This window comes from Streptomyces sp. NPDC087859 (assembly GCF_044742595.1).
In the GTDB taxonomy this organism is placed as follows: Bacteria; Actinomycetota; Actinomycetes; order Streptomycetales; family Streptomycetaceae; genus Streptomyces; species Streptomyces canus_F.
Genome location: NZ_JBIUUU010000016.1, coordinates 20,119 through 32,633, shown reverse-complemented (window position 1 = coordinate 32,633; position 12,515 = coordinate 20,119). Strand labels below are relative to the sequence as shown.

The 12,515-nt window shown below is 69.1% G+C and carries 13 protein-coding genes; 10 read left to right on the top strand and 3 right to left on the bottom strand.

Going from position 1 to position 12,515, the window contains the following annotated elements:
* Positions 1-143: 143 nt before the first annotated feature.
* Positions 144-1,127: a helix-turn-helix transcriptional regulator gene (locus ACIOHP_RS34650; RefSeq protein WP_401893608.1), complete on the top strand. Its 984-nt coding sequence runs from the start codon at positions 144-146 to the stop codon at positions 1,125-1,127.
* Positions 1,128-1,172: 45 nt separating this feature from the next.
* Here the strand turns inward: ACIOHP_RS34650 and ACIOHP_RS34645 are convergent, their stop codons facing one another.
* Positions 1,173-1,547: a hypothetical protein gene (locus tag ACIOHP_RS34645; RefSeq protein WP_361492678.1), complete on the bottom strand. Its 375-nt coding sequence runs from the start codon at positions 1,545-1,547 to the stop codon at positions 1,173-1,175.
* Between the two features lie 61 nt (positions 1,548-1,608).
* The gene (locus ACIOHP_RS34640; protein WP_401893607.1) at positions 1,609-2,031 is read right to left on the bottom strand and encodes a hypothetical protein; all 423 of its coding nucleotides are present in this window, start codon (positions 2,029-2,031) and stop codon (positions 1,609-1,611) included.
* A 233-nt stretch (positions 2,032-2,264) separates the two neighbouring features.
* On the opposite strand from ACIOHP_RS34640, the gene ACIOHP_RS34635 reads away from it, so the two are divergent.
* From ACIOHP_RS34635 to ACIOHP_RS34605, 7 genes are all read left to right on the top strand, one after another.
* Positions 2,265-2,702 carry a VOC family protein gene (locus tag ACIOHP_RS34635; protein WP_361555391.1) on the top strand — a complete coding sequence of 146 codons (438 nt, stop codon included), beginning with the start codon at positions 2,265-2,267 and terminating at the stop codon, positions 2,700-2,702.
* 454 nt (positions 2,703-3,156) lie between these two features.
* A complete protein-coding gene (locus ACIOHP_RS34630; RefSeq protein WP_401893606.1) occupies positions 3,157-3,957 on the top strand; it encodes a CAP domain-containing protein in 801 nt (266 codons plus the stop codon).
* A 325-nt stretch (positions 3,958-4,282) separates the two neighbouring features.
* Positions 4,283-5,368, top strand: coding sequence for an S-(hydroxymethyl)mycothiol dehydrogenase (locus ACIOHP_RS34625; protein ID WP_361492672.1), 1,086 nt, complete (start codon positions 4,283-4,285; stop codon positions 5,366-5,368).
* Positions 5,368-5,997 (top strand): MBL fold metallo-hydrolase, encoded by a 630-nt coding sequence (locus ACIOHP_RS34620; RefSeq protein WP_401893603.1) that lies wholly within the window; start codon positions 5,368-5,370, stop codon positions 5,995-5,997. The genes ACIOHP_RS34625 and ACIOHP_RS34620 overlap by 1 nt, the downstream gene beginning before the upstream one ends.
* A 226-nt stretch (positions 5,998-6,223) precedes the next feature.
* Positions 6,224-6,586 carry a bifunctional 3-phenylpropionate/cinnamic acid dioxygenase ferredoxin subunit gene (locus ACIOHP_RS34615; protein WP_307022349.1) on the top strand — a complete coding sequence of 121 codons (363 nt, stop codon included), beginning with the start codon at positions 6,224-6,226 and terminating at the stop codon, positions 6,584-6,586.
* A complete protein-coding gene (locus tag ACIOHP_RS34610) occupies positions 6,583-7,746 on the top strand; it encodes an NAD(P)/FAD-dependent oxidoreductase (protein ID WP_401893601.1) in 1,164 nt (387 codons plus the stop codon). The genes ACIOHP_RS34615 and ACIOHP_RS34610 overlap by 4 nt, the downstream gene beginning before the upstream one ends.
* A 130-nt stretch (positions 7,747-7,876) precedes the next feature.
* Positions 7,877-9,019, top strand: a complete 1,143-nt coding sequence (locus ACIOHP_RS34605; RefSeq protein ID WP_401893600.1) for an aromatic ring-hydroxylating dioxygenase subunit alpha — start codon at positions 7,877-7,879, stop codon at positions 9,017-9,019.
* Here the strand turns inward: ACIOHP_RS34605 and ACIOHP_RS34600 are convergent.
* Positions 9,007-9,753, bottom strand: a complete 747-nt coding sequence (locus tag ACIOHP_RS34600; protein WP_401893598.1) for an IclR family transcriptional regulator — start codon at positions 9,751-9,753, stop codon at positions 9,007-9,009. The genes ACIOHP_RS34605 and ACIOHP_RS34600 overlap by 13 nt on opposite strands.
* A gap of 200 nt (positions 9,754-9,953) precedes the next feature.
* On the opposite strand from ACIOHP_RS34600, the gene betA reads away from it, so the two are divergent.
* A complete protein-coding gene (gene betA, locus ACIOHP_RS34595) occupies positions 9,954-11,624 on the top strand; it encodes a choline dehydrogenase (RefSeq protein WP_401893596.1) in 1,671 nt (556 codons plus the stop codon).
* A gap of 3 nt (positions 11,625-11,627) precedes the next feature.
* Positions 11,628-12,464 (top strand): 5,10-methylenetetrahydrofolate reductase, encoded by an 837-nt coding sequence (locus ACIOHP_RS34590; RefSeq protein ID WP_401893595.1) that lies wholly within the window; start codon positions 11,628-11,630, stop codon positions 12,462-12,464.
* Positions 12,465-12,515 lie beyond the last annotated feature (51 nt).

The following is a 12,515-nucleotide window of genomic DNA, read 5'->3' as shown; positions in this document are numbered from 1 at the left end:
AGGCGACGAAGGCGCCGCCCAACGGTCCAAGGCGCAGGCGGCGGCTGCCGTGTTCAGGAGCGATGTCTCCTGAACGGCTTGGATGTCACCCTGGTGGAGGTAGCGGACAGGATGTGTCCTGTACCGCGGGCAGGATGGATCTCATGCACAAGACATCCTCCCGACTGCTCGTGCTGCTCTCGCTGCTGCAAACGCACCGTGACTGGTCCGGCGAGGATCTCGCCGGGCGTCTCGACATCACCTCGCGCACCGTGCGCCGTGACATCGACCGGCTGCGCGAACTCGGCTACCGGATCACGACCGTCAAAGGACCGGCCGGCGGATACCGCCTGGACGCCGGCTCCCACATGCCGCCCATGCTGTTCGACGACGGCCAGGCCGTTGCGCTGGCCGTCGCGCTGCAGACCTCGGCCACCGGCACCACGGTCGCCGAGGACGCGACCCGCGCCCTGGCCACGCTCCGTCAGGTGATGCCATCCCGGCTGCGCCACCGCATCGACCTGCTGCGCATCACCGCCGTCCCACCACCCGCGGCCCGCGACGCTCCGCAGGTCGACACGCAGGTCCTGGTGGACCTCAGCCGCGCCATCCACGCCCGCGAGGAACTGCGCTTCGACTACACCCCCGGCGCGAGCACGTCAGTCGACGCTCCTCGCCGCGTGGAACCCCACCACCTGGTCACCCGGCTCCATCGCTGGTACCTCGTGGCCTGGGACCTGGACCGCGAGGACTGGCGTACGTTCCGTGTCGACCGTGTCCGGCCCCGCACACCCACCGGCCCCCGCTTCACCCCGCGCGAACTCCCCGGCGGCAGCGTCTCCGCCTTCATCACCGGCCGGTTCCGCGGCAACGACGGCGCCACCACCGACTGGCCCTGCCAGGGCGAGGTCGTCCTCCACCTCCCCGCCGCCGAGATCGCGCCGTTCGCCCAGGACGGACTCGTCGAGGAACTCGGCCCTCACCACTGCCGACTCACCCTCGGCTCCTGGTCATGGACCGGACTCGCCGCCGCCATCGGCCGCTTCGACACCGACTTCGAAGTCATCGGCCCACCTCAACTGGCCACGGCGTGCGCGGACCTCGCCGCCCGTTACGCCCGCGCCGCACGCGCGGCAGGGTCGGAGTGACCGTGTCTCGCGTGCGGCAGGCCGGGCGTCCGGGCTACGTCCGGATCACGGAGGAGAGCAGGGGTAGTTGTTGCCGGTGCCCAGCACAAGGGAATTGATCGGGCTCAGGTTTTGAGGAAACCCCCATCCCGCGGAGATGATGGTGGTTCCTCTGCCAGTTCCGTTGTACCCGGTGCACAGCTCCACCCAGGCGTCGTCGTACTGGTTGTTCATCACGTAGTGCTCGCCGTACTGGTTGCTGAGGTTGTGCGGACCGTAGGCCCAGTAGACACCGCCGCTTTGGATACCCGAGTTCGGGTTGGCGTTGTTGTAGAGGCACACGGCTCCGTAGGGGCATCCGTAGTCGTTGTGAGCCGCGGACGCGGGCCCGGTGGAGACGGCCATGAGCGACCCCGCCACCGCGATGGCCGAGACCGCCATCCTCATGAGTCTGCTGAAAATCGCGCGTACCTCCTTGTAGTTGCTGGTCAGCAGTTGTCGGTCAGCAGTTGCGGATCGACCAGACCGGTTCCCAGTCCACGTCGGGTGCGTCCGTGCTGACCGGGAAGGTCTGGATCACGTCGCCGTTCTGGCCGTAGCTCGTTGCCTGGGCGTCGTCGGTCTGGCTGTTCATGACCTCGCCCGTGCCATGCCAGTTCGACAGGTAATAGCGGTCGCAGTCGTACAGGAAGAAGACCCGCCACTGGTCGACCGTGGGTTCCCACACGCCGGCACAGAAGTTCCCTGTGTCGCAGGTGATGTGGCTGCCGGAGGGCACCAGCTGCGAGGGGGCGGCCGGTGAGATCGTCGGGGCGACGGCGGACGTGGCGGACGACGCCGCCTGGGCCGTGCCGGAGGCGAGGACGGAGGCCAGCACCAGGGTCGTGGTGCCGACCGCAGCGAGGAGGGGGCGTGGGGAACGCATGGGTCGCGTTGCTCCTGTGGGTGTCGAGCGGAGGGGCCTCCGCGGGATCGGGCCGTGGCGGACTGACAGAGGTGGTGCGCCCAGCACCGTAGAGGGCAGCCGGTCCCGACGGTCCCTGACAGATGTCAGGGACCCGCAGCGAGGCCGAGAGGACAGAGCGACGCGGCCGGTCCCGCCCTCTTACGGCGGCGGTCGCGGAGTGGTCTTCGGCCCTGCTCGGTAGCATGCGGCGCATGGGCATCAAACTTGAGAACGTCGGCATCGCCGTTCGCGACCTCGAAGCGACGATCGCCTTTTTCACCGACCTCGGCCTGAAGGTCGTCGGCCGTGACACGGTCAGTGGTGAATGGACCGACACCGCCGTCGGCCTTGACGGCAATCACGCCAACATCGCGATGCTCCAGACGCCGGACGGCCAAGGCCGCCTCGAGCTCTTCGAGTACATCCACCCCGATGCGATCGAGACGGAGCCCACGCTTCCCAACGAGATCGGCATGCATCGCGTCGCCTTCTCGGTCGACGACATCGACAAAGCCCTTGAGGCAGCCGCGAAGCACGGATGCCGTCCGCTTCGCGGTGTGGCGACCTATCAGGACATCTACAAGCTCACCTACCTCCGCGGGCCCAGCGGCATCCTTGTGATGCTCGCCGAGGAGCTGAAGAAGAACTGACCTGGGTGCCCCCTAGTCGCCACTGGGCGCCGCCAGGTTGCCGTCGGTCTCACACATCGAATTAACGTGATGTGTGTCACGCCTGAATTGCGCTCGATGGCATCGATTGACGGGTTACCGAAGGTAATAACTGTGCTCTTTTGAAGCCGAAACGGGAGTTTGTCGCCGTGAACGGCTCATTCGGCTGCTCGTTGCGTCGGTGATCGCGGTTGCGGAGGAGCCCTTTCGGGCTGGTCGGGCTTTGCGGGAGGCATGCGAACGGCGGTCCCTCGTCTGCCGAGGGCTCATTGCGCCAACGCCCGGCAGCGGCGGCGGTGTTCGTTGCCCGGCGTGCCGGGCGATCCCCATAATGACCGGGCTCGCCAGGGCCGAGGCGAGCCGCTGTATGCACCCGCTTTCGATGCGGGGTGCCGTTTTTTGACGCAGAATTCCGTATCACCGAATGAGGCCAGGTATGAGCAAGCACCGTCAGAAATCAAAACGCCGGAAAATAGCCGGTGCCGCGGCCGCCGTGGTGGTTGTCGGCGCCGTGGGCATTCCTTCGGTCGCCCAGGCAAGCGGTGGCGGGCTGGGAGGCTGGCGTGTCGTCTCGTTCCCCTGGTGGGGAGGGGGCAAGTCCGATCCCGTGGCCGACCCGACGCCCTCGGCGTCACCGGTCGCGTCCGCGACCGCCTCGGGCACCTCCGCCACAGCTGCTGCGTCCGGCACCCCCAGCGCCTCTCCCTTCAGCGCCACCCCGAGCGCTTCGCCCTCGGTGGCCGGCAGTCCGTCCGTCGCGCCTGCCTCCGACCCGCCCGACGAGTCCACCTCGCCTTCGGCCTCTCCGCAGGCCACCAGCTCCAGCGGCGCCCCTGGCCCGTCCGTCAGCAGTGCCGCTCCCGGACCCGCCGAGCGTGTGCTGGTCCTCGTCAACGCCGAGCGCGCAAAGGCCGGTTGTGCGCCGCTGACCGAGAACGCCAAAGTCACCGAGGCCGCTCAGGACCACAGTCAGGACATGGCCGATCACCAGAACATGTCCCACACCGGTTCCGACGGGTCGTCCATGACCGACCGGCTCGCCCGCGTCGGGTACAAGTTCAGGTCGGCGGGCGAGAACGTCGCCTACGGGTACAACACCCCCGAGAGCGTCATGGACGGCTGGATGAACAGCTCCGGTCACCGGGCCAACATCCTCAACTGCGGCTTCAAGGAGATCGGTATCGGTCTGGCCCAGCCGGGCTACTACTGGACGCAGGACTTCGGCTCCGCCGCGTAGCCGCAAGCGGAAATCAGCTGGTCCCCGGGGGCCGACAGCCCGGCTCGGGTGGCGGGGACGCGTCACTCGCATGCTGACCGGCGCGGTTGCCGCGGTCAGGCTGCTCGTCGGCGGCGGCAAGGGTGACGACACACTCTCCGGACTGCGGAACCCTCACCATCCTCGGCGTTCGCGCCCTCGACAGTGGAGCCGTGCAGCCGTCGGAACCGCGCCGTCGTGTGCCTTGACCGCCGCTCGACGCTGCATGATGCTGTGTTGCGACACATGAGATGCGTGCCGTAATGAGCAACATCTGATTCGAGTCTCGACCAGCCGAGGAGTGGCCATGACGCACCAGGTGCGTGCTGTCGTCGCGCGGGGCAAGGGCGCCCCCGTCAGCCTGGAGACGATCATCGTGCCCGACCCGGGGCCGGGCGAGGCGCTGGTGAAGGTCGAGGCCTGCGGGGTCTGCCACACCGATCTGCACTATCGCGAGGGCGGCATCAACGACGACTTCCCCTTCCTGCTCGGCCATGAGGCGGCGGGAGTGGTGGAGGCGGTGGGGGAGGGCGTCACCGATGTCGCCCCCGGTGACTTCGTGATCCTCAACTGGCGCGCGGTGTGCGGTCAGTGTCGGGCGTGTCTGCGCGGCCGGCCGTGGTACTGCTTCGACACCCACAACGCGAAGCAGAAGATGACCTTGCTCGACGGCACCGAGCTGTCGCCGGCGCTGGGTATCGGCGCCTTCGCGGAGAAGACGCTGGTGGCGGCGGGGCAGTGCACGAAGGTCGACCCCGCCGCGTCGGCGGCCGCCGTGGGTCTGCTGGGGTGCGGGGTGATGGCGGGCATCGGCGCCGCCATCAACACGGGCAACGTCGGTCGCGGTGACACGGTCGCGGTGATCGGCTGCGGGGGCGTCGGGGACGCGGCGGTCGTGGGGTCAAGCCTCGCGGGCGCATCGCGGATCATCGCCGTCGACATCGACGACAACAAGCTGGAGACCGCCAAGAAGCTGGGTGCGACCCACACCGTCAACTCCAGGAACGCCGACGCGGTCGAGGCGATCCGTGAGCTGACCGGCGGCTTCGGCGCCGACGTCGTCATCGAGGCGGTCGGCCGCCCCGAGACGTACCAGCAGGCCTTCTATGCCCGCGACCTCGCCGGAACGGTTGTGCTCGTCGGCGTGCCCACGCCGGAGATGAAGCTCGAACTCCCCCTCCTGGACGTCTTCGGCCGCGGCGGTTCGCTGAAGTCCTCCTGGTACGGCGACTGCCTGCCCTCCCGGGACTTCCCGATGCTCGTCGACCTCTATCTGCAGGGCCGCCTGAACCTGGACGCCTTCGTCACGGAGACCATCGCCCTCGACGAGGTCGAGAAGGCCTTCGAGCGGATGCACGGCGGCGACGTCCTGCGCTCGGTGGTGGTGTTCTGATGGCGGCCCGCATCGAACACCTCGTCACCTCGGGAACGTTCTCGCTGGACGGCGGCACCTGGGACGTCGACAACAACGTGTGGATCGTCGGCGACGACGACGAGGTGATCGTCATCGACGCCGCGCACGACGCCGAGGCCATCGCGGCGGCCGTCGGCGGACGCACCCTGCGGGCGATCGTCTGCACCCACGCCCACAACGACCACATCGACGCGGCGCCCGCACTCGCGCAGCGCACCGGCGCCCCGATCCTGCTCCACCCGGACGACCTGCCACTGTGGAAGCAGACCCACCCCGACCGCTCGCCCGACGGTGAACTGGCCGACGGCTGGGTGCTCGCGGTGGCCGGCGTCGAACTGACCGTGCTGCACACCCCCGGGCACGCCCCGGGTGCGGTCTGCCTCCACGCCCCCGCCCTGACGGCGCTGTTCAGCGGCGACACGCTGTTCGCCGGCGGACCCGGGGCGACGGGACGGTCGTACAGCCACTTCCCGACCATCGTCGATTCGATCCGGGACCGGCTGCTCACGCTTCCCGGCGAGACCGTTGTATACACCGGACACGGGGACACGACCACCGTCGCCGCCGAGGCTCCGCATCTGCAGGAGTGGATCGACCGCGGTTTCTGACGCCCGCGGACGTCCCCTATATACCCGTATGGACCCGCCGTATCGGCTCGCGATTGTCGCGAGCCGATACGGCGGGCTGCTGTTGTTCTATGTGAACTTGGTTCTGCTCTACGCAACAAGATGAACGGCTCACAGTGCTCTCTGAATGCCTTGACAAGGTTTCTGGCCGACCCCAGACTGATGTTGCGCTTACCGCAATCCGTTTCGCTATACGCACCGAGGTGTCATGATGATTCCCGCGTGCCGTCTCGCGGATCTCCCGCGAGGTGAGGCCCACCGGCTCGACACAGATCCGCCGGTCTCGGTGTTCCACACCGACGACGGCGAGCTCTACGCCATCGACGACACCTGCACCCACCAGGACGCCTCGCTCGCCGACGGCTGGCTGGAGGGCTGCGAGGTGGAATGCCCGCTGCACGCCTCGAAGTTCGACCTGAGGACCGGCGCGGTCGACGCCCCGCCGGCCAAGCTGCCGGTCCGGACGCACGAGGTCTTCGTCGAGGACGGCATGGTCTACGTCCGGGTGTCCACGGCGGCGCCCAACCTCCCGCCCTGCATATCCGCCCGGCTCGCCGGGGGTCCCGCGTGAGGACCGTCGCCGTGGTCGGCGCCTCGCTGGCCGGTCTGTCGGCGGCGCGCTCACTGCGCAAGCAGGGCTACGACGGGCGGCTCGTGGTCATCGGGGACGAGCTCCACCGGCCCTACGACCGGCCCCCGCTCTCCAAGGAGTTCCTGGCCGGCACCCTCGGCGAGACCGAACTCTCCCTGGAGGCCGGTGACGAGGACCTGCGGGCGGAGTGGCTGCTCGGTACCCGCGCGGTCGGACTCGACCGTACGGACCGCGCGGTCCGGCTCGCCGACGGACGTGAGGTGCGCGCCGACGGCATCGTCATCGCGACCGGCGCCGCGGCCCGCACCCTCCCCGGCTCCGAGGGGCTGGCGGGAGTGCACACCCTGCGCACCCTGGACGACGCCCGCGCCCTGCGGGACGAACTGGCCCGCGGCGGACGGCTGGTGGTGATCGGCGGCGGCTTCATCGGCGCCGAGGTCGCCTCCACGGCGTACGCCCTCGGTCTGGACGTGACCGTCGTCGAGGTGGCTCCGACGCCGCTCGCCGCGCCGCTCGGGGAGATCATGGGCGCCGTCGTCTCCGCCCTCCACACCGACCACGGCGTACGGCTGCTGTGCGGCGTGGGGGTCAAGGGGCTGAGCGGGGAGAGCCGGGTCGACGCCGTCCTGCTCGAGGACGGCCGCAGCGTCCCGGCCGACATCGTCGTCGTCGGTGTGGGCGCGCGTCCGTGCGTCGACTGGCTGGCGGGATCGGGCGTCGAACTCGACAACGGCGTCAAGTGCGGCGCCGACGGCCGCACCACCCTGGCCGGGGTGGTCGCGGTAGGTGACTGCGCCAACTGGTACGACCCGCGCGCGGGCTTCCATCGCCGTGTCGAGCACTGGACCGGCGCCCGGGAGCGGCCCGACGCCGCGATCGCCACGCTGCTGGCGGGCGGCGCGCTGGAGCCGGGTGTGCCCCGGCCGCCGTACTTCTGGTCCGACCAGTACGGCGTGAAGATCCAGTTCGTCGGGCACGCGGCGGGTGCCGACAGCGTGACGGTCGAGGCGGGCACCGCGGACGACCGTGACGTACTGGCCGTCTACCGGCGCGCCGGAGATCCGGTCGCCGTGCTCGGTATGAACCAGCCGCGGCTGTTCACGCGCTGGCGCAAGCAGCTCGCCGCCGCGGGCTCTTGACACCGCCTCTCAGGCATCCCATGCTGCGGTTGCATATGGCACGCAGCGTTGCTCCATACAGAACACCGTCCGGAGTCGCTCTTCCCGGCGCGTGAATGACCCCTCCCTGACGTTTCCCGAGGAGTGCCCTGTGACCTCGACCGGTCTGCCGGACAGCCTGATCGCCACCCTCCCCGGCTCCTCCTACACGGATCCGCAGATCTTCGCGCAGGAGCAGGAGCGCATATTCGAGACCATGTGGTTCTGTGTCGCGCGCGCCTCCGAACTGGCCAGGCCCGGCGCCTTCCGCACCGTCGACGTCGGCCGCGAGAGCATCCTTGTCACCCGGGCGCGTGACCACTCCGTCCGCGCCTACTTCAACGTCTGCCGGCACCGTGGCGCCAAGCTCTGCACGGAGGAGTCCGGCGAGGTCAAGCGGGCCTTCCAATGTCCGTACCACGCCTGGACCTACGGCCTCGACGGCAAGCTCGTCGCGGCGCCCAACCTCACCAAGATGCCCGACGTCGGCCGTACCGAGTACGGCCTGGTGAGCGTGGCCGTGCGGGAATGGCTGGGCTATGTGTGGGTGTGCCTGGCGGAGAACCCGCCGTCCTTCGAGGAGGACGTCATCGGCGAGGTCGTCTCCCGTCTGGGCGACGTGGAGTCGATCGAGCGCTACGACATCGACAACCTGTCGGTCGGCAAGCGCATCGTCTATGACGTGAAGGCCAACTGGAAGCTCATCATCGAGAACTTCATGGAGTGCTACCACTGCGCGACCATCCACCCCGAACTCACCGAGGTGCTGCCGGAGTTCGCGGACGGTTACGCGGCGCAGTACTACGTGGGCCACGGCGCGGAGTTCGGCGAGGAGGTCCAGGGCTTCACGGTCGACGGCTCGGAGGGCCTGGACCGCATTCCGGGGGTGGCCGAGGAGCAGGACCGCCGCTACTACGCGATCACCGTCAGGCCGCAGGTGTTCATCAACCTCGTCCCCGACCATGTGATCTTCCACCGGATGTACCCGCTGTCCGTCGACCGCACGATCGTCGAGTGCGACTGGCTCTACCTCCCGCACGTCGTCGAGAGCGGCAAGGACGTCAGCCGGTCCGTGGAGCTCTTCGACCGGGTCAACCGGCAGGACTTCGACGCGTGCGAACGCACACAGCCCGGGATGAGCTCCCGGATGTACGCCAAGGGAGGCGTACTGGTACCCAGTGAGCACCACATCGGTGCCTTCCACGACTGGGTGAACGAGCGTCTGGGCGCCCCTGGGGTGCCTCAGCCCAGGTAACCCATGCGGTGGCTGATCTCCTCGGCGCCCTTGAGGAGCACCGGGGAGAGCTCGTGCAGACGCTCCTCGGTGAAGCGGTACGCGGGCCCGGAGGCGCTGAGTGCGGCGATGACCTCGCCGTCGCGGTTGCGGACCGGGGCGGCCATGGCGTGCAGGCCGATCTCCAGCTCCTCGAGGGTGAAGGCGTAGCCGCGCTCGCGGGCGTCGGCGAGGTTCTTCTCGAGCTTCGTCTTCGCGGTGATGGTCCGCGCGGTGACCTTCTTCATGCCGGTCTCGCTCAGCAGCGCCGCGCGCTCCTTGGCCGGCATGTGGGCCAGCAGGATCTTGCCGCTGGACGTGGCGTGCAGCGGGGTCAGCTGGCCGACCCAGTTGTGCGCGGTGATGGCCCCCGGACCGCGCACCTGGTACAGGTTGATCGCGTAGTGCTCCTGCATGACCGCGATGTTGACGGTCTCGCCGATCTCCTCCGCGAGACGCTCGCAAACCGGGCGGCCCTGCTGGGTGATGTCGATGCGCCCGGTCACCGCGCCGGCCAGCCGCACGATGCCGAAGCCGAGACGGTACTTGCCCCGCTCGCCCGCCTGCTCCACCAGACCGCGCGCCTCCAGGGCGCCGAGCAGGCGGAACGCGGTGGACTTGTGGACGTCGATCTCGCCCGCCACCTCACTGACGCCCGCCTCGCCACGCTGAGCGAGGATCTCCAGGACGCTGATGGCGCGGTCCACGGACTGCACGCCGCCGGCTTGTGAATTCGACGTTTCTGTGTCAGTGCTGTAGTTGCTCACAGTGAAACTATACGCGTAGTAAACAACACGACTGCAAGTAACGGCGCCGAAACAAGGTCCCCGAAGTTGCGCCGTTCGCAACCTGGTGCGTATAACGCTACGGCGCTAGCATGCCTCGCATATCTACGGCGCGAGCGAGACGAGGCACCATGGCTCCCCTGCAATACGACTTCGTCATCGTCGGCGGCGGATCGGCCGGCAGCGCACTGGCGAACAGGCTCTCCGCGGACCCGGCGAACCGGGTACTGGTACTGGAGGCCGGCCGCTCCGACTACCCGTGGGACGTCTTCATCCAGATGCCCGCGGCGCTGACGTATCCCATCGGCAGCCGGTTCTACGACTGGAAGTACGAGTCCGAGCCCGAGCCCCACATGGGCGGCCGCCGCGTCTACCACGCCCGCGGCAAGGTCCTGGGCGGCTCCAGCAGCATCAACGGCATGATCTTCCAGCGCGGCAACCCCCTGGACTACGAACGCTGGGCGGCCGACCCCGGCATGGAGACCTGGGACTACGCGCACTGCCTGCCGTACTTCCGGCGGATGGAGAACTGTCTCGCCGCCGACCCGGACGACGAGTTCCGTGGCCACGACGGCCCCCTCGTCCTCGAACGCGGCCCCGCCACCAACCCCCTCTTCACCGCCTTCCAGAAGGCCACCGAGGAGGCCGGCTACGCCCCCACGGACGACGTCAACGGCTACCGGCAGGAAGGCTTCGCCAAGTTCGACCGCAACGTCCACCGCGGACGCCGGCTGTCGGCCTCCAAGGCGTACCTCAAGCCGGTGCGCAAGCGCCCCAACCTCACCGTCAGGACCCGCGCCCTGGTCACCCGCGTCCTCTTCGAGGGCAAGAAGGCCGTCGGTGTCGAGTACCAGCGCGGCAAGGGCGCCCCCCAGCAGGTCCGCGCCGGGGAAGTCATCCTGTGCGGCGGCGCCATCAACTCCCCGCAGCTGCTTCAGCTCTCCGGCATCGGCAACGCCGAGGAACTGCGCGCCCTCGGCATCGACGTCGTCCACGACCTCCCCGGGGTCGGCGAGAACATGCAGGACCACCTGGAGGTGTACATCCAGTACGCCTGCAAACAGCCCGTCTCCATGCAGCCCTACCTGGCGAAGTGGCGCGCCCCCTTCATCGGCCTGCAGTGGCTCTTCCGCAAGGGCCCGGCCGCCACCAACCACTTCGAGGCCGGCGGCTTCGCCCGCAGCAACGAGGACGTGGAATACCCCAACCTGATGTTCCACTTCCTGCCGATCGCGGTCCGCTACGACGGCTCCGTGCCCGCGGGCGGCCACGGCTACCAGGTGCACGTCGGGCCCATGTACTCCGACGCCATCGGCTCGGTGAAGATCAAGAGCAAGGACCCGCGCGAACACCCGGCCCTGCGCTTCAACTACCTCTCCACCGAGCAGGACCGCCGCGAATGGGTCGAGGCGATCCGGGTGGCCCGCAAGCTGCTCAACCAGCCCGCGCTCGCCCCCTTCAACGACGGGGAGGTCTCGCCCGGACCGTCGGTGGAGAGCGACGAGGAGATCCTCGCCTGGGTCGCCAAGGACGGCGAGACGGCGCTGCACCCGTCCTGCACCTGCAAGATGGGCACCGACGAGATGTCCGTCGTCGACCCCACCAGCATGCGCGTGCACGGCGTGGAGGGTCTGCGGGTCGTCGACGCGTCGGTGATGCCGTACGTCACCAACGGCAACATCTACGCCCCCGTGATGATGGTCGCGGAGAAGGCCGCCGACCTCATCCTCGGCAAAGAACCGCTCGCGCCCTCGAAGGCCGCGTTCTACCGCCACCGCGACGCCCAGAAGCAGGCGGGATAGACGTTGGCCGCCACAGGGCTACGGGCGCTGCTGGACAGCGTCCGCTACGAGGTGCTGCCCGCCGGGGCGACCGAGGACAAGGTCCTCGCCCATGTCCCGCGCGACGTCGTCGTCACCGTGACGGCGTCGCCGGTCAAGGGCCTGGAACCGACGCTCGCCCTGACCGAGCGGCTCGCGGCGCACGGCCACCGGGTGGTCCCGCACGTGCCCGCGCGGCTGCTGCGCGACGAGGTCCATCTGAAAGAGGTGGCCGACCGGCTGCGTGAGTCCGGCGTCGACGACGTCTTCGTCCCGGCGGGGGACGCCGATCCGCCCGCCGGCGCCTACGAGGGCGCGCTGCCGGCGCTGCGCGCACTGGGCGAGCTGGGCAGCCCCTTCGCACGGGTCGGCGTCACCGGCTATCCCGAGAGCCATCCCCTCATCCACGACGACATCACCATCCAGTCGATGTGGGACAAGCGCGAGCACGCCACCTACGTCGTGAGCAACCTCTGCTTCGATCCGCGGGTCCTGGGGGAGTGGATCGTCCGGCTGCGGCGGCGCGACGTGACCCTGCCGGTGCACGTGGGCGTCGCCGGGCCCGTGCAGCGGGCCAAGCTGCTGGCCATGGCGACGAAGATCGGCGTGGGGGAGTCGACGCGCTTCCTGACGAAGCACCCCTCGTGGTTCGTGCGGTTCGCGGCACCCGGCGGGTACGCGCCCGAACGGCTGCTGACCCGGGCCGAACAGGCCCTCACCGCGCCCTCGGCGGGCGTGGCCGGGCTGCACCTGTTCACGTTCAACCAGATCGCCGAGACGGAGCGGTGGCGTCGCGAGCTGCGGGACCGGCTGGACGGCTGACCGGATCGCATACGAAAGGGGCGGGGCCGCGATCCGGCCCCGCCCCTTGGT

Excerpts from the sequence above, each read along its gene's own strand:
- ACIOHP_RS34650 (WP_401893608.1), top strand. The coding sequence starts at position 144 with ATGCACAAGACATCCTCCCGACTGCTCGTGCTGCTCTCGCTGCTGCAA.
- ACIOHP_RS34645 (WP_361492678.1), bottom strand. The coding sequence starts at position 1,547 with ATGGCGGTCTCGGCCATCGCGGTGGCGGGGTCGCTCATGGCCGTCTCC.
- ACIOHP_RS34640 (WP_401893607.1), bottom strand. The coding sequence starts at position 2,031 with ATGCGTTCCCCACGCCCCCTCCTCGCTGCGGTCGGCACCACGACCCTG.
- ACIOHP_RS34635 (WP_361555391.1), top strand. The coding sequence starts at position 2,265 with ATGGGCATCAAACTTGAGAACGTCGGCATCGCCGTTCGCGACCTCGAA.
- ACIOHP_RS34630 (WP_401893606.1), top strand. The coding sequence starts at position 3,157 with ATGAGCAAGCACCGTCAGAAATCAAAACGCCGGAAAATAGCCGGTGCC.
- ACIOHP_RS34625 (WP_361492672.1), top strand. The coding sequence starts at position 4,283 with ATGACGCACCAGGTGCGTGCTGTCGTCGCGCGGGGCAAGGGCGCCCCC.
- ACIOHP_RS34620 (WP_401893603.1), top strand. The coding sequence starts at position 5,368 with ATGGCGGCCCGCATCGAACACCTCGTCACCTCGGGAACGTTCTCGCTG.
- ACIOHP_RS34615 (WP_307022349.1), top strand. The coding sequence starts at position 6,224 with ATGATGATTCCCGCGTGCCGTCTCGCGGATCTCCCGCGAGGTGAGGCC.
- betA (WP_401893596.1), top strand. The coding sequence starts at position 9,954 with ATGGCTCCCCTGCAATACGACTTCGTCATCGTCGGCGGCGGATCGGCC.